19 protein-coding genes are annotated in these 23,658 nt (G+C 66.4%); 5 read left to right on the plus strand and 14 right to left on the minus strand.

Annotated features, from left to right (window positions below; genetic code table 11):
• Positions 1-87: 87 nt before the first annotated feature.
• From AC3FKH_RS24210 to AC3FKH_RS24240, 7 genes are all read right to left on the minus strand, one after another.
• On the minus strand, positions 88-1,656 hold the full coding sequence (locus AC3FKH_RS24210) for a class I adenylate-forming enzyme family protein (RefSeq protein ID WP_488678323.1): 1,569 nt from the start codon (positions 1,654-1,656) through the stop codon (positions 88-90).
• Positions 1,657-1,797: 141 nt separating this feature from the next.
• A complete protein-coding gene (locus tag AC3FKH_RS24215; protein WP_488678324.1) occupies positions 1,798-2,715 on the minus strand; it encodes an SDR family NAD(P)-dependent oxidoreductase in 918 nt (305 codons plus the stop codon).
• 178 nt (positions 2,716-2,893) lie between these two features.
• Positions 2,894-3,691 carry an enoyl-CoA hydratase/isomerase family protein gene (locus AC3FKH_RS24220; RefSeq protein WP_488678325.1) on the minus strand — a complete coding sequence of 266 codons (798 nt, stop codon included), beginning with the start codon at positions 3,689-3,691 and terminating at the stop codon, positions 2,894-2,896.
• A gap of 47 nt (positions 3,692-3,738) precedes the next feature.
• Positions 3,739-4,854: a CaiB/BaiF CoA transferase family protein gene (locus AC3FKH_RS24225; protein WP_488678326.1), complete on the minus strand. Its 1,116-nt coding sequence runs from the start codon at positions 4,852-4,854 to the stop codon at positions 3,739-3,741.
• 97 nt (positions 4,855-4,951) lie between these two features.
• Complete coding sequence (locus AC3FKH_RS24230) at positions 4,952-6,148, minus strand: acyl-CoA dehydrogenase family protein (protein ID WP_488678327.1); 1,197 nt, start codon at positions 6,146-6,148, stop codon at positions 4,952-4,954.
• An 11-nt stretch (positions 6,149-6,159) separates the two neighbouring features.
• Positions 6,160-7,341: a lipid-transfer protein gene (locus AC3FKH_RS24235; protein WP_488678328.1), complete on the minus strand. Its 1,182-nt coding sequence runs from the start codon at positions 7,339-7,341 to the stop codon at positions 6,160-6,162.
• 58 nt (positions 7,342-7,399) lie between these two features.
• Positions 7,400-8,197 (minus strand): enoyl-CoA hydratase/isomerase family protein, encoded by a 798-nt coding sequence (locus tag AC3FKH_RS24240; protein WP_488678329.1) that lies wholly within the window; start codon positions 8,195-8,197, stop codon positions 7,400-7,402.
• Positions 8,198-8,444: 247 nt separating this feature from the next.
• On the opposite strand from AC3FKH_RS24240, the gene AC3FKH_RS24245 reads away from it, so the two are divergent.
• Positions 8,445-9,239, plus strand: a complete 795-nt coding sequence (locus AC3FKH_RS24245) for an enoyl-CoA hydratase/isomerase family protein (RefSeq protein ID WP_488678330.1) — start codon at positions 8,445-8,447, stop codon at positions 9,237-9,239.
• Positions 9,240-9,264: 25 nt separating this feature from the next.
• Complete coding sequence (locus tag AC3FKH_RS24250; RefSeq protein WP_488678331.1) at positions 9,265-10,047, plus strand: SDR family NAD(P)-dependent oxidoreductase; 783 nt, start codon at positions 9,265-9,267, stop codon at positions 10,045-10,047.
• Between the two features lie 56 nt (positions 10,048-10,103).
• Here the strand turns inward: AC3FKH_RS24250 and AC3FKH_RS24255 are convergent, their stop codons facing one another.
• From AC3FKH_RS24255 to AC3FKH_RS24275, 5 genes are all read right to left on the minus strand, one after another.
• Complete coding sequence (locus tag AC3FKH_RS24255) at positions 10,104-10,859, minus strand: glucose 1-dehydrogenase (RefSeq protein ID WP_488678332.1); 756 nt, start codon at positions 10,857-10,859, stop codon at positions 10,104-10,106.
• 74 nt (positions 10,860-10,933) lie between these two features.
• Positions 10,934-12,292, minus strand: coding sequence for an MFS transporter (locus AC3FKH_RS24260; RefSeq protein WP_488678333.1), 1,359 nt, complete (start codon positions 12,290-12,292; stop codon positions 10,934-10,936).
• Positions 12,293-12,490: 198 nt separating this feature from the next.
• The gene (locus AC3FKH_RS24265) at positions 12,491-13,528 is read right to left on the minus strand and encodes a DUF1254 domain-containing protein (protein ID WP_488678334.1); all 1,038 of its coding nucleotides are present in this window, start codon (positions 13,526-13,528) and stop codon (positions 12,491-12,493) included.
• 80 nt (positions 13,529-13,608) lie between these two features.
• Positions 13,609-14,967: a DUF1214 domain-containing protein gene (locus AC3FKH_RS24270; protein ID WP_488678335.1), complete on the minus strand. Its 1,359-nt coding sequence runs from the start codon at positions 14,965-14,967 to the stop codon at positions 13,609-13,611.
• A 209-nt stretch (positions 14,968-15,176) separates the two neighbouring features.
• Positions 15,177-17,033 carry an acyl-CoA dehydrogenase gene (locus AC3FKH_RS24275; protein WP_488678336.1) on the minus strand — a complete coding sequence of 619 codons (1,857 nt, stop codon included), beginning with the start codon at positions 17,031-17,033 and terminating at the stop codon, positions 15,177-15,179.
• 239 nt (positions 17,034-17,272) lie between these two features.
• On the opposite strand from AC3FKH_RS24275, the gene AC3FKH_RS24280 reads away from it, so the two are divergent.
• From AC3FKH_RS24280 to AC3FKH_RS24290, 3 genes are read left to right on the plus strand one after another with little or no spacing between them, the layout of a single operon-like run.
• Entirely contained in the window at positions 17,273-18,073 is an 801-nt protein-coding gene (locus AC3FKH_RS24280; protein ID WP_488678337.1) for an enoyl-CoA hydratase/isomerase family protein, read from the plus strand.
• A 19-nt stretch (positions 18,074-18,092) separates the two neighbouring features.
• Complete coding sequence (locus AC3FKH_RS24285; RefSeq protein WP_488678338.1) at positions 18,093-18,827, plus strand: NAD(P)H-dependent oxidoreductase; 735 nt, start codon at positions 18,093-18,095, stop codon at positions 18,825-18,827.
• Between the two features lie 49 nt (positions 18,828-18,876).
• Positions 18,877-20,934: an alkyl/aryl-sulfatase gene (locus tag AC3FKH_RS24290; protein WP_488678339.1), complete on the plus strand. Its 2,058-nt coding sequence runs from the start codon at positions 18,877-18,879 to the stop codon at positions 20,932-20,934.
• A 238-nt stretch (positions 20,935-21,172) separates the two neighbouring features.
• On the opposite strand, the gene AC3FKH_RS24295 is transcribed toward AC3FKH_RS24290, so the two are convergent.
• On the minus strand, positions 21,173-22,741 hold the full coding sequence (locus tag AC3FKH_RS24295; RefSeq protein WP_488678340.1) for a class I adenylate-forming enzyme family protein: 1,569 nt from the start codon (positions 22,739-22,741) through the stop codon (positions 21,173-21,175).
• Positions 22,742-23,002: 261 nt separating this feature from the next.
• A partial coding sequence (locus AC3FKH_RS24300) for a thiolase family protein (protein WP_488678341.1) occupies positions 23,003-23,658 on the minus strand: 656 nt, incomplete at its 5' end.

The raw sequence follows: 23,658 nt of genomic DNA on the forward strand, positions 1-23,658 counted from the left end.
TTTTGGGTGTCCCCCCGCCTGCGTCTTTTCCGTGGGGGGCCCCCCGGGCCCCCCCCGCTTCGTTCAAGGGCCCGCGGGCCCCGTCGCTCAGGACACGTGACGTCCCTTGCCCAGCCAGTACTTGTCCCGTACCTGCCGGCGCAGCACCTTGCCCACCACGCTGACCGGCAACGCCTCGACGAACGTGACCGACTTGGGCCCCTTGAAGCGCCCGAGCCGCTCCTTGACGAACTCGATCAGCTCCTGCTCGCTGACCTGCGCGCCGCTGCGCAGCTGCACCTCGGCATGAACGGCCTCGCCCCACTCCTCGTGCGGCACGCCCACCGCCGCAGACATCGACACGGACGGATGCGCGTTCAGCGCTGCCTCCACCTCGATGGCGTAGACGTTGAAGCCGCCGGTGATGATCATGTCCTTCTTGCGGTCGACCAGGTAGACGTAGCCTTCCTCGTCGATATAGCCGAGGTCGCCCGACTTCCAGAAGCCGTCCTCGAACTCGGCGGCTGTGGCCTCGGGGTTCTTGTAGTAGCCCGAGATCACCCCGCGGCTGCGCGCCCAGATCTCTCCGACGGTGCCCGGCGGCACGTCGTTGCCGTCGTTGTCGACGATCCTGACCTCGACGTGCGGCTGGAGCCTGCCAGCCGAGCCGAGCTGCTTTTCGGTGGCGGTCAGGTGGTCGGCCTTGCCGAGGATGCCGACCGACTGCAGGCTTTCCGTCGCCCCGTAGTACTGGATGAAGACGTTGCCGAAGCGCTCCTGCGCGCGCCGCAGCTTGGCCGGGCTCATCGGCGCGCCACCATAGGCAATGGTCTGCAGCGACGACAAGTCATAGTTCGTGGCTTCCGGCATGTCGAGCAGCCGGTAGACCAGCGTCGGCAGCAGCAGCGTCATGGTGATCTTTTCGGCCTCGATGTTCCTGCACATCAGCGCCAGGTCCGGCAGGTTCTGCGTGACGGTGCAGGCGCCACGGAACAGTGTCGCCAGTACCCCGAAGCCGGAACCGTGGCTGATCGGCGCCATGTGCAGCATGCGCGTGTCCGGGAGCTGGACCTGGTCTGCCTCCATGAACATCGTGTCGCGGCAGGCCAGCCAGTTGTCCATCGTATAGGCCGCGCATTTGCCGACGCCCGTGGTGCCGCCGGTGAACCGGTAGACCAGGATGTCCTTTTCCGCATCGCTCTCGACGCCGGGATAGTGATCCGGGACGCCTTCCATCAGGTCCCAGAAGTAATAGAGGCCATCGCGCTTCTCTGCCGGCGGGTCCATGCAGACCACCGTCGCGCCAAGCTCGCGCAGCATGCCGTAGTAGCGGTCGAGCAACGCCGTCTCGATGAACACGACCTTGGGCCGGATGTACTCGGCCTGGCGGCGGTGCTCGTCGAAAGAATCGCGGAAATTCGTATAGGCCGCCGCCGCGTCGCCCTTGAGCGCCGTCCAGAAGTGCAGCAGCGACATATTGTCGTTCTCGAGCACGCACAGATAGATGTCGCCGCGGCGCAGCTGCAGGCGGTCGCGCATCATGTTCACGATGCGGTTGGTCACCGCATGGAACTCGCGGTAGGTGTAGCGGCGGTTGCGCTCGATATTGACCAGCGCCTCCCGGTCGCCGAAGCGCAGGACCAGGTTGCCGAACAGGCGCGCAAAATTCGTCTTCATGTTCTGTCTGTCTCCTTTTTTGTCTGCCCGCAGCGTAAGCAGCGCTTCAATGCGGATCGGCCATGCCAATGGTCAAAAATAACAAAAGGGAACCCCGACCGGGATTCCCTTGCTCAAAACAACGCGTCAGGCTCCGACAAGTCAGGCAGCAGCCTTGGCATGCTGCATCATGGTCGTGACGAACGCATGGACCTGGTGGTTGGCGTCGTCGCGGTGGACCGAGGTGCTCCAGTCGCTGATCTGCGCGAAATGCGCCGCCACGGCATCCGGCGACAGCTCCTGGCGTGGAATGTACACCGGCGTGGTTTCTTCCATGCGGACCGCGGAGAACACGCCGCCGCTGGCGCCCAGGATCACCTTGTTCGGCGCATCCTCGCTCACCAGGTAGAGCGCGCCCGGCGTCACCTGCTCCGGACCGGTGGCCTTGAGGATATCTTCCGGCAGGACGTCTTCGGTCATGCGCGTGGCGGCCATCGGGGCCAGCGTGTTGACGCGGATGTCGTTCTTCTTGCCTTCCAGCACCAGCATGTTCATCAGGCCCACCACGGCCATCTTGGCGGCGCCGTAGTTGGTCTGGCCGAAGTTGCCGAACAGGCCCGCAGCCGACGTGGTCATCAGCACGCGGCCGTAGTTCTGTTCGCGCATCGTTTCCCACACGGCCTTGGTGCAGTAGACCGAGCCCATCAGGTGCACGTCGACCACGGCGCGGAAGTCGGCCATCTCCATCTTCGAGAAGGTCTTGTCGCGCAGGATGCCGGCGTTGTTGATCAGGATGTCGACGCGGCCGAATTCGGCCTTGGCCTGTTCGACCATGGCGGTGGCCTGCTCGAAGTCCGCCACGTTGGCGCCGTTGGCAATGGCCTGGCCGCCTGCCTTGCGGATCTCTTCGACCACGGCCAGCGCGGCGTCGGAAGAGCCGCCCTTGCCGTCGCGGCTGCCGCCGAAGTCGTTGATCACGACCTTGGCGCCAAGGCGGGCCAGTTCCAGCGCGTGTACGCGGCCCAGGCCGTTGCCGGCGCCCGTCACAATGGCCACACGGCCGTCAAAGCGAATCGTCATGGTAATTCCCCGATGTACTCGATGATGAATGGCAGGGCGCGGTAGCACACCACGCACTGCGGTTGCTCAATACCGCAATAAGACCGGACCGGGCGCGCCTGGCGTCCACGGCAGCCTGACTGCCACGTTACGCCGCCCGCGCCGGTCCCCTCACCTCCCCTTGTGGACGGCGCGCTGCTCAAAACAGCCGGTCGGCACCGGGATAGAGCGGCGCTTCCTTGGCGAAGAAGCGGCGCACGGCCTCGGTGTTGTAGCGGCTGGCCGCGCACAGCCCCTGCACGGCGGTTTCAAGCTGGACCATGGCGTGCCGGTCGGTTTCGAACGTGCGGTTCATGATGCCCTTGGCCATCCCGAGAACATGCGTCGGGGCATCGTCGAAGCGGCGCGCATAGGCCACGGCCGTCTCGCGCAGTTGGTCGGCGGGCACCACGGCCTGCACCAGTCCGATCCGGAGCGCCTCGTCGGCCAGGATCTCGCGCGCCGAGAACACGATCTCCTTGGCACGTACAAGACCGACCAGTCTTGGCAGGGTGTACATCAGCCCGAGGTCCGGCGTAAAGCCGATACGCGGGAAGTTCGACAGCAGCCGCGCCTTGTCGCTGGCAATGATGAAATCCGCGCCGAGCGCCAGGGACAGCCCCGCGCCAACGGCAAAGCCGTCGATGGCGGAGATCACCGGCTTCTCCAGGTCCATCAGCTCGGCATGCCAGCGGTGCGCGCCGAGCAGGCCGTCGCGAACCAGGAAGGGCATTTCGCCCTCTTCCGAGCCCCCGGCGAGGTCCGCACCGGAACAGAAATGCCCGCCAGCCCCAGTCAGCACCACCGAACTGACCGCGCGGTCTTCGCGCGCACGCCGGATCGCGGCGGCAAGCAACTGCTTCGCTTCCTCGTCCAGCGCGTTCCTGCGCTGCGGGCGGTTCAGGGTGATGACCGCGGTCTTGCCGTCCTTCTCGAACAGGATCTTGTCCTCGCTCATGTCTCTCTCCTTGCGCGGGCGTGTCCCGCTGGCATTGTTATTGGCGGTCAGGCAGCGCCGCACCAGTCACTGAGCACGGATTCGGTGTGTTCGCCGCGCCGTGGAACCGTCCCGGGCCGCGCGGCCGGCGTGCCGGAGAAGCGCGGCGCGGGGTTGGCCTGCAGCACGCCGTCGATTTCGGTGTAGACGCCACGGGAGACCATGTGCGGATGCGCCGCGGCCTCATCGGGGTTCAGCACTGGTGCAAAGCACGCATCAGTGCCTTCCAGCAGCGCGCACCACGCGTCGCGCGTCCTGGTGGCAAACAACGCGGCAAGGCGCTCATGCTGTTTCGGCCAGAGCGTCTTGTCGTGCTGGGTGGCGAACACCGGATCGCCGGTCAGGCCGAGTTTTTCCAGCAGCAGCTTGTGGAAGCGCGGTTCGGCCGATGCGATCGAGACGAAGTTTCCGTCGGCGCAGCGGTATGTGCGGTACCAGTGAGGGCCATCGAGCAGGCTGCTCCCGCGCTCGTTGACGAACACCCCGGCCGATTTCAGCCCGAGGATCAGGTTCATCATGTGGGCGCTGCCGTCCACGATGGCCGCGTCGATCACCTGGCCCTTGCCGGTCTCGCGCGCGCTCATGATGCCGGCCAGCAGGCCGACCATCAGGTACATCATGCCGCCGCCGATATCGCCCACGAGGCTGGGCGGGGACATCGGCGCTTCGCCCGGCTGGCCGGACCACCAGAGCGCGCCCGACAACGCGACATAGTTCAGGTCATGGCCCGCGGCCTGCGCCAGCGGCCCGTCCTGGCCCCAGCCGGTCATGCGGCCGTACACGAGCTTCGGATTGCGCGCCAGGCACACGTCGGGGCCCAGGCCCAGCCGCTCCATCACGCCGGGACGCATACCTTCGATCATCGCGTCGCACTGCTCCACGAGCCGCAGGACGGTGTCCACTCCCTCCTTCGTCTTGAGGTCGACGGCGATCGAGCGCTTGCCGCGGTTCTGGATCGCATGGCGGCCGACATCGAGATCCTCCGGCCCCGGCTGGAGGCGGTCCACCAGCACGACGTCGGCGCCGAGGTCCGCCAGCATCATGCCGGTGACGGGCGTGGGGCCGAGGCCGGCGATCTCCAGGATGCGCAGGCCTTTGAGCGGGCCGCTTGTGTTTGATGCCATTCTTGTCTCCTCACATAACCTGGCCACCGGCTGGTGTCTCCCCTCTCCCGCATGCGGAAGAGGGGAGGCACCGGCCATCCGGTTGTTGCTGCACTCCTTAAAGCCGGAACATCATCTTCGCGACGATCCCGCGCTGCACCTCGCTCGTGCCGCCATATATGGTCGCGGCGCGCCGCACGAACATGTCGTTGGCGATGCCGCGCGCCAGGTCCTGCAGCGGATACGGCTGCGCCGGCGCGGCTTCGTGCCAGTGCGCATAGGCCACGGCACCGTAGTCGCCCAACGCCTCGACCTGGGCTTCGGTGATCCGTTGCTGCAGGTCCGTGGCCCGCAGCTTGAGCATCGACCCGAGCACATGCGATGCCGGATCATGCGCCATCTCCAGCCGCGCAACCCGCTGCACCATCATGCTGATCGCCCGCAGCTCCGCATCGAGGCGCGCGAGCTTCAGTGCGAATGCCGGCTGGTCGATCAGCTTCCCGTCCGCGACGTCCAGCGTTGCCGCGATACGGCGCAGTTCGCGCATATATCGATTGAGGTCCGGCAGATCGGCCGTGGTCGCATGCTCGTTGTTGAGCAGGAACTTGGTGATGTTCCAGCCCGCGCCCTCGTCGCCGATCAGGTTCGCCACCGGCACGCGCACGTTGTCGAAGAAGGTCTCGTTCAGGTGATGCGCGTCGTCGATGCTGCGGATCGGCCGCACCGTGATGCCAGGCGTCTTCATGTCCACCAGCAGGAAGCTGATCCCGGCCTGTTTCTTGACCGTCGTGTCGGTGCGCACCAGCAGGAAGATCCAGTCCGCGTGGTGCGCGTAGCTGGTCCAGATCTTCTGGCCATTGACGACATAGTGGTCACCGTCGCGGATGGCGCGGGTCTTGAGCGAGGCGAGGTCGGAGCCCGCGCCTGGCTCGGAGAAGCCCTGGCACCAGAGCCGCTCGCCGTCCAGCGCCGCGCGCAGGTGCTCGGCCTTCTGCGCCGGTGTCGCGAACGCGTTCAGCACCGGGCCGAGCATCTTCTGCACGAAGCCGTCCTGCGTCGGCGTACCGGCAGCCGTGCATTCATCGTCGAACACCAGCATCTGCTCCACCGACCAGCCGGTGCCCTCGTGCGCGACCGGCCAGTACGGCGCGCCCCAGCCATGCGCGCGCAGCAGCTTCTGCCAGCGCAGGATCTCCTCGCGCGGCGAGCGCGTGCAGCGCGGCAGCCCCTTCAGGTCCGCGGGCACCTTGTCCCGCAGGAACTGGCGGACTTCCTGGCGGAACGCTTCCAGTCCCGGATCAGCTTGAAAGTCCATGCGGCCCTCCGTCAGTCCTTCCGGTACATGGTGACGACCGCCGCGCCGCCGATACCGACGTTGTGCTGCAGGGCGACACGCGCGTTCTCGACCTGGCGCTTCTCGGCCTGGCCACGTAGTTGCTGGACCAGCTCCGTGCACTGGGCCAGGCCCGTCGCACCGATCGGGTGTCCCTTGCACAGCAGGCCGCCCGACGGGTTGACCACGTACTTGCCGCCGTAGGTGTTGTCGCCGTCGTCGATGAACTTCGCGGCGCCGCCTTCCGGGCACAGGCCGAGCGCTTCATACGTCAGCAGTTCGTTCTGCGCGAAGCAGTCGTGCAGCTCGACCACGTTGACGTCTTCGGCGCCGATGCCGGCCATCTCGTACACCTTGTTGGCCGCCGCGCGCGACATGCCGAAGCCGGCAAGGTGGCGCAGGTCGCCGGAGTTGAACGTCTCGGCACCGTCGGTGGTGAGCGCCTGGCCGGCGATCCACACGCGCGTGTCCAGGCCATGCTTCTTCGCATAGGCTTCGCTGCACAGCACCGCCGCGGCCGCGCCGCAGGTCGGCGGGCAGGCCATCGAACGCGTCATGACGCCGGGCCACATGACCTTCTCGGCCATCACTTCTTCCGGGGTCACCACCGCGCGGAACACCGCCATCGGGTTGTTGAATGCGTGGCGGCTGGCCTTGGCGCGGATCTTGGCAAAGGCCTCGACCGGCGTGCCGAAGCGCTTCATGTGGTCCAGGCCAGCGGCGCCGAACAGCTGCAGCGCAGGCGGCACGCCGTCCGGCACCACGCTCTCGCAGGTGCGGTTGAACAGTTCCAGCGGCGCGGGGCGATCGTTGTAGATCGTGCCCAGCGCGCCCGGGTTCATCTGCTCGAAGCCGAAGGCCAGCACGATGTCGGCCATGCCGCTGGCGATCGCCTGGTTCGCGAGGTACAGCGCCGTGGAGCCGCTCGCGCAGTTGTTGTGGACGTTGATGACGGGAATGCCGGTCATGCCGATGTCGTACAGCACGCGCTGGCCGCCGGTGGAATCGCCGAAGATGTAGCTCGCATAGGCGGACTGGATCGATTCATAGCCCACGCCCGCGTCGGCCAGCGCCAGGCGCACGGCCTGCGCGCCCATCACCGTGTACGGATCGCTCTGGCCCGGCTTCTTGAACGGGATCATGCCCACGCCGGCAACGACGACTTTCTGCGTCATGTCTTTCTCCTTGAATGCTTGAATTGAATGGGTACAGGTGGAAATCTGCGGATTTCCGTCAGAACAGGCGTTGCGTGCCCGGGAACAGCGGTGCTTCCTTGGCGAAGAAGCGCCGCACCGCCTCCGCGTTGTACTGGCTGGCCGCGCACAGGCCCTGCACGGCGGCTTCGAGCTGGAGCAGCGACTGCCGGTCCGTCTCGAACGTGCGGTTCATGATGCGTTTGGCCATGCCGAGCACATGGGTGGGTGCGTTCGCGAAGCGCTGCGCGAACTCGAGCGCGGCATCGCGCAGGCGGTCGGCTGGTACCACTGCCTCGGCCAGGCCGAGCGCGACCGCTTCCTCACCGCCGATCTCGCGCGCGGAGAAGACGATCTCCTTCGCACGCGCCAGCCCTACCCGGCGCGGCAGCACGTACATCAGCGACAGGTCGGGCACGAAGCCCACGCGGGCAAAGCTCGACACGAAGCGCGCCCGGTCGCTGGCGATGATGAAATCGGCCGCCAGCGCGACCGACAGGCCCGCGCCGGTGGCAAAGCCGTCGACGGCGGAGATGACGGGCTTTTCCAGGTCGGTCAGCTCGGTGAACCAGCCGTGGTGGTCCAGCAGCAGGTCGCGCACATAGAAGCCGCGCTCGGCGTCCGCACCGCCATCGCCAAGGTCCGCTCCGGCGCAGAAGTTGCCGCCGGCGCCGGTCAGCACGACCGCGGTCACCGCGCGGTCGTCCCGGACGGCTTTGACGATGTCCGCCATCGCGAGCTTGATGGAATCGTCGAGCGCGTTGCGCCTGTGCGGCCGATTCAGCGTGATGACGGCCGTCCCGCCGATCCGCTCCAGTGTCACCGTGTTCTCAGACATGCAGACCTCTCTCTCCAGCGATGTGTCCTGACTTGCACTTTGTATGGCCATCTTAGGAACGGAGGCAGGACCCGCGCCCCTCCCTTTTTTGCTGTCGGGACCCGGACGCATGGGGAGGCGGCAACTACCGCGGCTGTCTGCGCCCGGACCATGCGGACGGCCCCGCCATTCAGGGAGGGGACGTCGCGTAAACCCGCTGGCTATCGTCGAAGCGCCGTTTCATCAACGTCAACAGGGAGGAGACACCATGGAATTCGCCGATTACGAGCACATCGCCTTTGCACGCCGCGGCCGAGTGCTGGAGATCACCCTCAACCGTCCCGAGCAGCTCAACGCCTTCAACGGCGGCCTGCATGCCGAAATGGCGCGCGTCTTCGTCGACGCGAACAATGACCCCGAGTCCGAGGTCATCGTGCTGACCGGCGCCGGCCGGGCGTTTTCCGCCGGCGGCGACCTGCAGGCCGTGAAGGCCATCTTCGACGACCCGGACGCCTTCCGCGTGACCGCGCGCGAGGGCAAGCAGATCATCTTCACGCTGCTGGACTGCGAGAAGCCGGTCATCGCCAAGGTCAACGGCCCGGCCATCGGCCTGGGCTGCAGCATTGCGCTGTTCTGCGACGTGATCTTCGCCGCGGACACCGCGAAGTTTGCCGATCCGCATGTGAACGTCGGCCTGGTGGCCGGCGACGGCGGCGCCATCATCTGGCCACAGCTGATCGGCTACGCCCGCGCCAAGGAATACCTGCTGACCGGCGACGCCTTGACCGCGACCGAAGCGGCGCGCATCGGGCTGATCAATCACGCCGTGCCGGCCGCCGAACTCGACGAGCGCGTCAGCCAGTTCGCCGACCGGCTGGCTAACGGCGCGGCCAACGCGATCCGCTGGACCAAGGTGTCCGCCAACATCGGCCTCAAGCAGCTCGCGCACTCGATCATGGATACCTGCATGGGGTACGAATGGCTCGCCAGCAAGACGGACGACCACCGTGAAGCGGTCAACGCCCTGCTGGAAAAGCGCAAGCCGGCATTCACCGGCAAGTGAACGGAGCCACGGAATGGGGAACACCATGAACCACCAAGTCGGCCAGGGCCCGCGCATGGGCTTCAGCGGCAAGCGGGTGCTCGTCACCGGCGGCGCCAGCGGGATCGGCGCCGCCGTGGCGGAATTCTTCGCGGAGCAAGGCGCTTTGGTCTGCGCCTCCGACCTGAATCCGGCCGGCGACCTGCCCGGACGCACGATGCTGCGCGGCGATGTGTCGTCCGAGGCGGACGTGCAGCGCATCACGGCCGAAGCGGTCGCCAGGATGGGCGGCATCGACATCCTGGTCAACAACGCGGGCATCCTCGAGCCGGCCAGCCGCACCGTGACGCAGTCCGCGGCAACGTGGCAGCGGACCCTCGACGTCAACCTCACTGGCACCTGGCTGATGTGCAAGGCAGTCGGCGCGCAGATGCTCGAACAGGGCGGCGGCGCCATCGTCAACATCGCTTCGATCTACGGTCTTGGCGGCGGCCCAGGCATCGCTGCCTATACCGCGTCCAAGGCCGGCGTGGTGATGCTGACGCGCTCGCTCGCGTGTGAATGGGCGCAGAAAGGCATCCGCGTGAACGGCGTCGCACCGGCCATCATCCGGACGCCGCCGCTTGATGCCATGACCAGCGCCGGCCGGCTCGACGTCACCACGCTGGAACGCCGCACGCCGATGGGACGACTCGGGTATCCGGCCGAGGTCGCGCAGGCGGTGGCATTCCTCGCGTCGGACTGGGCGTCGTACGTGACCGGCGCGACGCTGCCGGTCGATGGCGGCTGGACCGCATTCGGCGCGGACGGCAACGCGTCAAGGGGCTGAGCCCCATGAGGACGGTTCCGGAGCACCAGGCCTCCGGAATCGTTCCCGCCTGCGCGCTACGTCGTCAGCCCGCCGTCGACGACGTAGTGTGCGCCGGTCACGAACGACGCCTTCGCGGAGCATAGCCACAGCACCAGCTCAGCCACCTCGCCAGGTTCCGCGGGCCGGCGCAGGGCCGAAGCGGCCACCAGCACGTCCGAGGCCCCCGGCGCGGAGCCGGCCGCAATCTCGTCCGCCATCGCGGTCCGGATATAGCCCGGACAGACCGCATTGATGCGGATGCCGTACTTGCCATACTCTCTTGCCGCCGAGCGCGTCAGGCCGATCACACCGTGCTTGGAGGCGGCGTACGCGGCGCTGTAAGGCGCCCCCTTCACGCCGGCCACCGATGCGGTATTGACGATCGCGCCGCCATGCGCCTTCATGGCCCGCAGCTCGTGGACCATGCACTGGAACGTGCCGGTGAGGTTGACGCCGATGACCGTCTGCCAGTTGTCCAGCCCCTGGTCCTCGGTCCGAGCGATACGGCCGGAAATGCCCGCATTGTTGAACGCGATGTCCAGCCTGCCGAAGCGACGGAGCGCGGCATCGACCATTGCCGCACAGTCCTCGTCGCGGCTCACGTCCACGCGCCGGAAGATGGCCTGCCCGCCCGCCTTGTCGATCTCGGCCGCGACCTCCTGGCCGGCGGACTCGCACCGGTCCGCGACCACGACGTGCGCACCCGCCGCCGCGAACCGCAGCGCCGCCGCACGCCCGATGCCGGCCGCGCCTCCGGTCACGATCGCGACCTTGCCCTGCATATCTGACATAGGAAATCTCAGAAAAGGCGGCTGCCGTCCCCCGCGATGAAGCGCGCGCAAGGAGGCAGCGCACCGCGATGGCGTTACGCGGATTCAGTCCGCAGTCCATTGCCCGCGGCCCGCCGTGCCGCCGCGCCCTTGATCATCAGCGCCACGGCGGACACCAGCACGAACCCCATCACCACGGTAAAGACCGTGGCGAGGCTGAAGCCATCGCGCAGCATCAGCGCGCCGACCAGGGGACCCACGATGCCACCGAACCGGCCTACGCCATGCATCCAGGCAATGCCGGTCGAGCGGCCGCTCGCCGGGTAGAACGCCGCGGCCACGGCACCCATCGACATCAGTGCGCCGCTCAGGCCCACGCCACCGATGAAGACGCAGGTGGCCACCCAGGGCAGGTCGCCCTTCTGCTGCCCGACCAGCCACATGCCCAGCCCGCCCAGCACGAAGGCACCCGCCACCACGGTGTTCCGGTCGATGCGGTCCATCAGCCAGCCGAACAGGAAGGTGCCGAAGATGCCGCCGACGGTCATCAGCACGGTGATCAGCGTCGACAGCCGCAACGAGGCGCCCATGTCCTGCACCAGCGTCGGCAGCCAGCCCAGCAGCAGGTAGTAGGCAAAGGTGCCGAAGAAATAGGCGGCCCACAGCATGGTGGTACCGGTACGCAGCTGGCGGGACAGCACCACCGCGACGCCTGCCTTGCCGCCTTCCGGAGCCGCAGTCAGAACGAAGCGGGTATCGTCGGCGATGTGCGCGCCGGGTGCGATGCGGCGCAGCACCGATGCGATCGCCGCGGCCGGATAGCCCTGCTGGACCATGAACTGCAGCGGCTGCGGCATGGTGACGAGCATGAACAGGGCCAGGACGACCGGCACCACGCCGCCGATCAGGAAGACGCTGGTCCAGCCATAGGCCGGCACGACGGCCGCGGCGGCCATCCCGCACGACGAAGCGCCGATCAGCGCGCCGCAGGCGATCGTGTTGACGAGAAAGGCGCTCATGCGCGCCGGCGCATACTCGTAGATCAGCGTGACCGCCCCTGGCACCGCCGCGCCCACGCCGATCCCCGTGAAGAAACGCCAGGCGCCCAGCGACACCAGCGAGTCGGCCGTCATGGTCCCCAGGCTGCACACGCCGAACAGCAGCATCGAGCCGACCATGACCGTCTTCGGGCTGGTGCGGTGGAACAGCGGGCCGGCAATGAGCGCGCCCAGGGCCAAACCCAGCACACCCACGCTCAGCACCGGGCCGAAGGCGGCCCGGGTCGTGCCCCATTGCTTGAGCAGGACGGGCACGACAAAGCCGATGGCCACGCTGTCATAGGCGTCGATGGCAATGAGAAGAAAGCAGGTGACCAGAATCAGCCACTGGTACCGCGAAAACCTGTGCTCGTTGATGAACTGCTGCACGTCGAGCGTGCGCGAAGGACTTGTCATGGCGTCTCCATAGGTTTTGTTATGCGTCTCGTGCGCCGGAACCGGCGCCGATCCATGGCACAGCAACCGCATGCCCCGGGTCTGCGCCCTGGATCCGTTTGACGATACGTACCGCCTGCGTGGCGCTCTCCCCCATTTATGGGAGGGGACAGCGACACGCGGAGCGCTGCCGGGTGCTCGCGCGAAGCACCCTGCCGATCACGACACCGGCCTGGCGGCTGGCAATTTCCAGGTTCCCTGCAGGATCTCGGCCTGCGGCAGGTAGTACCGGACCATGTAGTTCCAGCCTGGCATGGTGGGCAGGCAGTTGACCGTGTCCGCGCCGCATCCGCCGAAGCGGATGGAAACCGAACCGTCCGCCGACCGCTTCGCGGTCAGGCTGTTGATCGAATAGGCATTGAGCGGATTGCGCTGGAAGTAGCCGACCGCGTTGTACACGCTGACCGACCAGAACGCCCCCACCGGCACGTCACGCAGGTCGAGGCGATAGACCGTCGCGCCGTCGTTGCGTTCGGGGTTGACGATCTGGTAGAAGGCGTCCTTCTCCGGAATGCCGCCCCAGGCAATGGCGCTGCCGATCAGGTGCCGCACGGGATCGACCTGGTCCTGCCTGCCGAACATCCTGCGCGAATCCGGGATGGTCGTCCCCAGCGCGATCAGCGCGGTGCGGATGGCATCCTGGCTCGCCTTGTCCCAGTTGGGAATCTCGAAGCGGCCGGGACCGCCGGGCTGGCTGACGCGAATGGCATCCTGCAAGGCGCGCACCTGTTCCGCATCGCCGGGTTTGCCCGGATCGATCAGCGTGCGCACCCCCAGCATGACGTATCGGGAACCGATGTCCTGCTTGCGGAAGGTGTAGCTGCCCGCCCGATAGTGCACGCCGAGCACGTGGCTATCCTGGTCCAGCACGGCCAGCGACATGAAGCGCTTGCCGGCATCAGGCATGGTGACGGTGACCGGCCCGGCATCGAGATCGAACACGGCGGTCGAGTACACCGTATCCCGGTTCGGGCGCACGACGGTCGGGCTGTCCACCGGCACCAGTTCGCGGAAGTGTGAAAATTTTCCGAACCCGCCGCGCTTTACCGTAAAGCCGAAGTAGCGGTCGGACTCGGCACGCGGGAAGTTGTCGACCGTGACCTGTACCGGCGCACCGGCATCGACCTGCGCATGCGCGGCGCACATGACCGTGGCGAGCATGGCACAGGCCGCGGCATGCAGTGGCTTGACTGACATAGGTGTCTCCTCATTGTTCCCTGGTTGATATCGTGCAACGCAAAGCGGCCCGTGACGGGCCGCAATGATTGCAGGTGGCACTACGAAATCCGGACGATCGGCGGCGGCACATACTTGCCGGCGGCCTCCTTGTCCCTGGGGCCATAGAAGCGCAGCATCAGCCGGTACTGCTGTCCTGCCGGCGTCGGCAGCCAGTTCCCCTCGGGTGCCTGTTCCGGCTTCTTCGGCCCGAAGTACAGGGTCAGCGAACCGTCCTTGCCGTACTGCAGCCGCGACTGGTTATTGAGCAGGAACCGGTTCATGGGGTTGGGCAGCACGCGGAAGTAGCGGGAATCCACGGCAAGGACGGACCAGAAATAGCGCGCCTCGGCCGCGGGAAGCTGGTCCTTCGGGAACGTCAGCGAGTAGGTATGGCTGCTGTCGAGCGGGGCACCCGCACCGTCGACCGCGCCACGGAAGTAGTTGGCTTCGCCGAACGTGTTGACCCAGATTCCGCCATAGTTGAACAGCGTCCGGCTGAGGTAGTCGCTGCCGTAGGCGCCCGACACGGCGGCGCGCGTCCAGCCGTTGCGGATCGAGCCCGGGCCGATGGTCCGGCTGGCCCTGGCGAAGTCGGCAAAGGCGCGCTTGCGGATCACGCTGTCCACGCGCTCACGCTCGGCGGGGCTGGCGATGGCCCGGACAATGGCATGCACCTTCTCTTGCTGGGGCTCCATGCCCGGATTGATGTCGGGCTCGCTCGCCAGGGCCGCTTCCGCGACGTCGAAGGCTTCCACGCCGGGCAGTTTCTGCAGATCGAACACCGGTGTCTGGGGAATGCGCGGCAGGCGTGGCGTACCGGTGGCACGCATGCTGAACCGGTGCTGGAGCGCTTCGGCCTGCTTCCAGTCCGCGCCGAGTTCGACGCGGGACAGCACGCGCGTATAGCGCGCCGGCAGGTCGACCCGCGTCACGTTCGCCGGCAGCGCGACCTTGGCCCCGCGCAGGCATACGGCAAAGTCGCCGCTGGGCCGGCGGGGAAAGGTCCGCTCGTTGATATTGGCCAGCGTCTCGCCCCAGCCGTTGAGGAACTGCACCGTGTAGTAGCGGCCGGTGATCTTCGGCACGGTGACGATCGTGCAACTGGTCTCGTCCACGGCGACCCACGCTTCCGAATAGGCCACGTCGAGGTTGGGATTGGGCCAGTCCACCGCGCCCGGCCTGCGATGCACGAGCTGGTTCCACACCATGCCCTCGCGGAAATCCAGCTGCTGCTGCCGCAGCACCAGCAGGCGGCCGAGCAGGTAGATGTAGGCATCGCTGATGTCCTGCTCGGAAACAGTCGCCTGCTGGACCGCCGCCGTCGCGGAAGTCGCCACCGGTTGCTGGTGCTGGCAGGCACCGATCAGGAGCAGCGCGGCGCTGGCTCCGATCATCAGTGGCAAGCGGGACAATGGCATGTTCTCCTCCTTTTGGTTCTCGCATGGTCTGCGGCACCGGCGGCATCGGCCTCCTGTGCCAGCCGGATACGTCCCCTCCGGGTTCCGAAGGTGATCCGATTAGGCCCGGATCCCTGTGAGCAAGGCCCCTCCCTCATTGGGAGGGGTAACCGCCGCGAAGCCTCCGCAAGCCTGAAGAGACTGTTTCCCCGTTTCCTGAAGCAGGCCGATCAGAACCAGGCGTCCTGCATGTCCAGCGTGGTGCGATCCAGCGACGCCAGCAAGGCAAGTTGCGGATCGATCCGGCGCAACTCCCAGCCGAAAAAGTACGCGGCGGCGGCCAGCTTGCCCCGGTAGAAATTCGCGTCGGCAACCCCGCGCTGCAGTGCGGCGCACGCAGCCACCGCCTGTTCCAGCCAGATCCACGCTAGCACGACGTGGCCGAACGCCTCCAGGTAGACCGACGCGTTCGCCAGGGTGAGCGCGGCGTCGCTGGCACTCCAGAGTTGTCGCGTCACGCGGTTCAGGCCGGACACCGCGCTATCCAGCGCATCGGCATACTGGACCAGGGCGCCTTGCCCGCACGCACGCGCCTGCGCGCTGGTCCGTCCGAAAGCATCGGTCAGCAAGCGCAAGGCCGCCCCGTCCTGCATGACGACCTTGCGGCCCAGCAGGTCCTGGCCCTGGATGCCATGGGTGCCTTCATGGATCGGGTTCAGCCGGTTGTCCCGGTAGAACTGCTCGACGTTGTATTCGCGCGTGTAGCCATAGCCCCCGTGGACCTGGATCGCCAGGCTATTGGCTTCCAGGCACCATTGAGACGGCCAGCTCTTGGCGATGGGCGTCAGGATGTCGAGCAGCAAACCAAGCTCCCGCGCCCTGGCCTGTTCGGACGCGGCAGCCGCCGCGCGTGCGTCGTCGACCAGTTTCGCGCAGTACAGGTTCAGCGCCAGCGCGCCCTCGGCATAGCTCTTCTGGGCCAGCAGCATGCGGCGCACGTCGGCATGCTCGACCAGCTTCACCTGCGCGCTGGCCGGGTCCTTGCCGCCGGGGCCGACCGGCCGCCCCTGCGGTCGGTTGCGTGCATAGTCCAGCGCATGCAGGTAGCCGGTGTAGCCAAGCGCCGCGGCGCCGAGCCCGACACCGATGCGGGACTCGTTCATCATGTGGAACATGCAGGCCAGGCCCTGGCCGGGCTCGCCCACCAGGTAGCCGATGGCGCCGCCCCTGCCGCCAGGGCGATATTTCGCGCCCTCGCCGAAGTTCAGCAGGCAGTTGGCCGTGCCGCGGTAGCCCATCTTGTGGTTCAGGCCTGCCAGCACCACGTCGTTGTGCTCGCCGAGCGTGCCGTCCTTATTGACGAGATGCTTCGGCACGACAAAGAGCGAGATGCCCTTCACCCCCGGCACCAGCTTGCCATCCGGCCCGGGAATCTTGGCCAGCACCAGGTGGACGATGTTCTCCGCCAGCTCGTGCTCCCCGCCGGAGATCCACATCTTGTTGCCACGCAGCCGGTACTGCTGCCCCAGCCACGACTCGCCCTCATACTCGGCGCGGGTCGTGACATCGGACAGCGACGACCCGGCTTGCGGTTCGGACAGGCACATCGTGCCGAAGAAGCGGCCTTCCATTTCCGGCCGCACGAACGCGTCGACCTGCGCCGGCGTGCCATGCGCAAGCAGCAGGTTGGCGTTGCCGATGGTCAGGAACGGATAGGTGGCGGTGCCGATATTGGCGGCCTTGAACCAGGCAAAACCGGCCTTCTCGACCACCAGCGGCAACTGCATGCCGCCAAGTTCGTAGTCCTGCCCGGCCGCCACCAGTCCGGCGGCGGCGAAGGCATCCAGCGCCGCCTTCACTTCCGGGATGACGGTGACCGTCTCGCCGTCGAAGTGCGGCTCGCACTGGTCGTTCTTCTTGTTGTGGGGCGCGAACAGGTCGGTGGCCATGCGCTCGCAGGTGTCGAGCACGGCATCAAAGGTCTCGCGCGAGTGGTCGGCGTGGCGTGGCATGCGCGTGAGCGCCTCCACGTCCAGCCATTCGTAGAGCAGGAAATCGAGGTCGCGGCGGGAGAGGATCAGGGACATTCGGCAGGCCTTTCGTTGCGCGGCGCCGGAAGAGACCGGGACGCCGGCGCGTTCATGTGTGCATGGATGCCGGCAATGCTGGCGGCATTCCGAGGTTGCCGTCCCCTCCCCCGATGGAAGGACCTTGCAACGGAACTTCCTGAAGCGCTTTGCCCCGCACGAGCCCTTCCCACAGGAGAGGGGCGGAATCCCGCCACGTCGCGCAAGATCGGGCACAAGCCCTCATCCCGCCAATGCGGATGGCACCCGCACCCGAAATCGTGGAACCCACCATGGACTACCAGTACTTTCTGCTCGACATCGCCGACAAGGTCGCAACGGTCACCATCCACCGCCCCGACAAGGGCAACGCGCTCTCGCCCGCCGTGCTCGAGGAGGTCATCACCATCTTCAACGGCCTGGCGCTCCGCGATGACGTCAATGTGATCGTCCTGACGGGCGGCGAGCGGTTCTTCTCCGCGGGCTTCGACCTCAACGAGATCCGCAAGCTGGAGAAAGTCACCAACGAGGCCTACACGGCACTCTTCCATCGCGCCTACCGCGCAGTGCTTTTCTGCCCGCAGCCGGTCATTGCCGCGGTTGGCGGCGCTGCCATCGCGGGCGGGTTCGACCTGACGATGATGTGCGACATCCGCTACGCGTCCAGCCGGGCCAAGTTCGGCCAGCGTGAAGTCGTGCTGGCGCTCACGCCGATCCTCGACCCGCTCTGGCGCATCATCGGCCTCGGCCGGGCCAAGGAAGTCGCGCTCACCGGCCGCATCTACGATGCCGCCGAAGCCGAGCGGATGGGCTATGTCAGCAAGGTGTTCCCGGAAGGCGAACTGCTGGCGTCGGTCAGGACCATCGCCGTGGAAATGGCCAGCTACGACCGGATGTGCCTGGCGGAATCCAAGCGCCTGTCCAACCAGTTGCTGAACCTGGACCTGGATGGCGCGATGCGGACCCAGGAATGGCTGTTCCGGACCTATATCGGCTCCGAAGAGAACCACCAGCGCATCGATGCGCTGCAAGCCCGCCTGGCCGCCGAGCGGCGCAAGTAAGAATAGAGGAGTACCGGCAATGAACGTCCTGATCGTATTCGCCCACAATGAGCCGCAATCATTCAACGCGGCAATGAAGAACCTCGCGGTCGAGGAATTCGAGGCCCAGGGACATCAGGTCCAGGTATCCGACCTGTACGCCATGCGCTGGAAGGCAGTGGCCGACCACGATGACTTCGGCAGCCGCGCCAACGCCGACTACCTGGTCTATGCACTGGAGCAGCGGCACGGCTACGAGAAGAAGACCCTGGCGCCCGACATCCTGGCCGAACTCGACAAGCTCGACTGGGCGGACCTGGTCATCTTCAACTTCCCGATCTACTGGTTCTCGATGCCGGCCATTCTCAAGGGATGGTTCGACCGCGTGATCATTTCGGGCAAGTGCTACGGCGGCATGCGTTTCTATGACCGTGGCGGATTGCGCGGCAAGAAGGCGATGCTGGCCGTCACCATCGGCGGACAACCGCACATGCTTGCCGGCGACGGCATCCATGGAGAGCTTGAGGAGATGTTGCGGCCGATCCTGCGCGGCACGCTGGGCTACACGGGAATGTCCGTGCTGCCGCCGTTCGTGGCGTGGCACGTGCCCTATATCAAGCCAGAACAGCGCACCGAGCTGCTCGGCCAGTATCGCCTGCGGCTGCGCCAGCTCGACAGCATCGAGCCGATGCGCTTCCCGTCGATGGACGATTTCGACGATATGCTGCGCCCGCGGAATCGGGCGGATGCACAACAGTCCGATTCCGCGCGCTGAGACGCGCATGTCCGGCACCACAACGACAACAGCAATCAAGGAGACCCGAATGGCTGCTTATGACACGCCGCGGAGTAACACGAGGCAACGCGGTGCCTCCATTGCCGCCCGGCTCGCCATCAGCCTGGCTGCCGTCGCGCTCGTACACGGCACGGCGATGGCACAGGCCGCCCCGGCCGCCCAGCCGCAGCCGGCCCCGCCGAAGCCGCCCACCGCCGCCACGCGCGCGGCCAACCAGGCCGTGCTGAACGAACTTCCGTTCCGGGACCGCCAGGACTTCGAGGACGCACGGCGCGGCCTGATCGCCCGGCCCGACCTGGCGGCCATGCGGACCGCCCACCACAACGTGGGCGCCAGCGTCGCGGCACTGAGCGCGCAGGTCGGCAACGACAAGCCGGCTCCCGACTCGGTCAACCCGAGCCTGTGGCGCAATGCGCAGCTCCTGTCCGACTATGGGCTCTACAAGGTCGCCGACCGCATCTACCAGGTTCGCGGCCTCGAGCTCGCGAACATGACGCTGATCCAGGGCGATACCGGCTGGATCGTGCTCGATACGCTGACCACCGCCGAAGCCGCGCGGGCCGCGTTCGAGTTCGCGTCGCAGCACCTGGGACGCCGCCCGATCGTGGCGGTGGTCATCAGCCATTCGCATGTCGACCACTACGGCGGCATCCGCGGCATCGTCGACGAAGCCGACGTGAAGGCTGGCAAGGTCCGCATCATCGCGCCGGAAGGCTTCATGGAAGAGGCGGTCAGCGAGAACGTGATCGCCGGCAATGCCATGAGCCGGCGCTCGGTCTACATGGGCGGCGCGTCCCTGCCCATCAATCCGCAAGGGCGGCTCGCTGCTGGCCTGGGCATCCTGAGCGTACCGGGCACCATTACACTGCTGCCGCCGACGGACACCGTCTCGAAGGATGGTCAGGAAATGGTCGTCGACGGCGTGAAGATGGTGTTCCAGCTCACGCCGGGCACCGAGGCGCCGGCCGAGATGAATACCTGGTTCCCGCAGTTCAAGGCCATGTGGATGGCCGAGAACACAACGGCCACCCTGCATAACCTGCTGACCCTGCGCGGCGCGCAAGTGCGCGACGCTACCAAGTGGGTCGACGGCATCAACGCCACCATTGCCAGCTTCGGCAAGGACATCGAGGTCAAGTTCCAGTCGCACCACTGGCCGATGTGGGGCCACGACCGCATCATCGACTACTTCGAGAAGCAGCGCGATCTCTACAAGTACATCCATGACCAGTCGGTGCGGCTGCTGAACGAAGGCTATGTCGGCACCGAGATCGCCGAGGCGGTCAAGCTGCCGCCGGAACTCGGCAATTTCTGGCCGAACCGGGGCTACTGGGGCACCGTCAAGCACAATACCCGAGCGGTGTATCAGCGCTACCTCGGTTACTACGACAGCAACCCCTCGTCGCTCGATCCGCTGCCGCCTGCATCGGCCGCGAAGAAGTATGTCGAATACATGGGCGGCGAAGCCGCCATCCTGGCGCGCGCCCACAAGGACTTCGACAACGGCGAATACCGCTGGCTGGCTGAAGCCCTGCGCCAGGTGGTCTATGCCAACCCCGGCAACAAGGAAGCGCGCGAACTGCTGGCCGATACCTACGAACAGCTCGGCTACCAGGCCGAGGCGCCGACGTGGCGTGCGGAATATCTGCAAGGCGCCTATGAGTTGCGCAACGGCGTGCCGAATGCGCGCCGCGTGCAGACCGCCAGTCCGGACACCATCCAGGCGATGCCGCCGGAGATGCTGTTCAATTACATGGCGGTGCGGCTGAATGGACCCAAGGCGGCCGGCAAGCATCTGGTACTGAACGTCGACCTCACCGATGCGCGGCAGCAGTATGCGCTGGTGGTCAAGAATGGCGTGCTCAACTACTTCCCGAAGGCCATGCCGAAGGCGGATGCGAGCCTGAAGCTGAGCAAGGTCACGCTGGAGCGGCTGCAGCGCCAGGACCTGAGCATCGACCAGGCCACGGCGTCCGGCGATCTCGCCATTTCCGGCCGGCGCGAGAGTGTGGAGCAATTGCTAGGCATGCTGGATACGTTCCCCTTCTGGTTCGGCGTAGTGACGCCGAATCCAGCGCCCCGCTAAGGTGTAAAGCGCCCTGCCGCCCCCCAAGGGGCGGCAGGGCGCGGGGCACGGTCACTTGGGTTCGATCGCCTCCCTCACCTTCGTCGTCACGACAATGCGGCGATGAGCCCAACTCCTTCGGGCAAGGGCGTCCCTCCCATTACTTCTTCTCGCCAGCAGGCAATCCTGTCCCTGCGCCCCAATGCAATACGGCCCGGCAGAAGCCAGGCCGTATTGCATCAAGCTAACAAAAGCGGACTTACGACACCCTTCGCCCCTTACCCGCCCAGTACTTCTCCCGCACCTGCCGGCGCAGCACCTTGCCGACGACGCTGACTGGCAGCGCCTCGACAAAGACCACCGACTTGGGCACCTTGAAGCGGCCGAGCCGGCCCTTGACGTGTTCGACCAGTTCCTCCGCCGTGACCTGCGCCCCGGCCTTGACCACCACTTCCGCGTGCAGCGCCTCGCCCCACTCTTCATGCGGCACGCCGATCACCGCCGAGTTCGATACCGCGGGGTGCGAGTTCAGCGCGGCTTCCACCTCGACGGCGTAGACGTTGAAGCCGCCGGTGATGATCATGTCCTTCTTTCGATCGACCAGGTACAGGAAGCCTTCATCATCGATATAGCCCAGGTCGCCCGATTTCCAGAATCCGTTCGAAAACTCCGCCGCGGTGGCTTCGGGATCCTTGTAGTAGCCGGAAATCGTGCCGCGGCAGCGCAGCCAGATCTCGCCGGTCGCACCTTGCTCCAGCTCGTTGCCGTCGTCGTCGACCACCATGATCTCCACGCCCGGCACGATGCGGCCCGCGGAGCCAAGCTGCTTCTCCGTGGCCGTCAGGTGATCCGCCTTGCCCAGCAGGCCGACGGCGTGCAGGATCTCGGTCGCACCGTAGATCTGCATGAAGATATTGCCGAAGCGCTCCTGCGCCTGGCGCAGCTTGGCCGGACTCATCGGCGACGCCCCATAGGCCAGCGTGCGCAGCGACGACAGGTCATACTGCGTGGCCTCCGGCATTTCCAGCATGCGGTAGATCATCGTCGGCACGAGCAGCGTGTTGGTGATCTTCTCGGCTTCGATGTTGCGGCAGAGCTGCGCCAGGTCGGGGATGTTCTGCGTTACCGTGCAGCCGCCGCGGAACAGCGTCGGCAGCAGGCCCAGGCCCGACCCATGGCTGATCGGTGCCATATGGAGGAAGCGCGTGTCCGCGTCATAGGCCTGTTCGCTCTCCATGTACATGGAATCGCGCATGGCCAGCCAGTTGTCCATCGTGTACGACGCGCACTTGCTCTTGCCGGTCGTGCCGCCGGTGAAGCGGTAGACCAGCGCATCGTTGCGCGTGTCATTCTCGATGCCGGGATTCTCGTCCGAAACTCCGTCCAGCAGGTCCCAGAAGTACAGCAGCCCATCGCGCGGCGCGGCCGGAGGATCCATGCAGACCACCGTCACGCCCAGGCCTTGCAGCATGTCGAAGTAGCGGTCCAGCAGCGCGTTCTCGATGAAGACCACCTTGGGGCGGATGAACTCCACCTGCCAGCGGTGTTCTTCCTGTGCATCGCGGTAGTTGGTGTAGGCAAGCGCCGCCTCGCCCTTCAGCGCCGTCCAGGCGTGCAGCAGCGCGATGTTGTCGTTCTCGAGGATGCACAGCCCGATGTCGCCGCGGTGCAGCTGCAGGCGGTCGCGCATCATGTTGACGATGCGGTTGGTCAGCGCATGCAGCTCGCGGAAGGTGTAGCGGCGCTGGCGCTCGATATTGACCAGCGCCTCGCGGTCGCCGAAACGCACGGCAAGATTGCCCATCGTGCGCGCGAAATTCATCTTCATCTGATGTCTCCTGCCTCTTTGAAGCGGCCACACGCCTGATCATCATGGCGTACGCCCGCGCGCATGTTAGGCGAAGGGAGCGTGGATCGCCCCCTCCCTTGACGGACGCGCGCAGGGCGTTGGCTGTCCATGTGAGGAATGTTAACGAAACGGGGGATGCTGCAATGCCGCATCCCCCGCTCGTCCTGCCGTTGCGTCATGCGGTGCAATGCGCCGCATGGCTCAGGCGCCTGCGCGAGGCGCGCCAAACGTCACGCCGCCTCAGGCCAGCCCGAAGATGCCGACGTGCTCGGTCGACTCCTCCACGCGCCACAGGCCGCCGCCGTTGCCCTGCAGGGCGATACGGGCGCCTTCTACCTGACGCTTGCCGCAGTTGCCACGCAGCTGCTCCACCAGTTCGAAGATCTGGCCGATGCCGGTCGCGCCGATCGGATGGCCCTTAGACTCCAGGCCACCCGACGGGTTGATCGGCAGCTTGCCGCCCAGGGTGGTCTCGCCGCGCTCGGCCATGGCGCCGCTGTCGCCCGGCTCGCACAGCCCCAGCGACTCCACGGCCAGGAGTTCACCGATGGCGGTAGCATCGTGGATCTCGGCCACATCGACGTCCTTCGGTGAGATGCCGGCCTGCTCGAACGCCGCCTTGCCGGCCAGGTGCGTGCAGCCGTTGTCGAAGTCGTCGGCAGCGCGCGCCGAGGCCGAACGCACGACGCTGGCCAGTACCTTGACGGCGCGCTTGCGGTCGAAGCCGTACTTCTTCAGGCCCGCTTCCGTGCACAGGATCGCGGCGGCGGCACCGTCCGAGATCGGCGAGCACATAGGCAGCGTAATCGGGTAGGTGATCGGCGGTGCCGCGAGAATTTCCTCGATCGTCATGGCATTGCGGTACTGCGAGCGCTCGTTATGCACCGAGTGGCCAT

Source organism: Cupriavidus sp. 21MJTG02-4 (genome assembly GCF_057798975.1).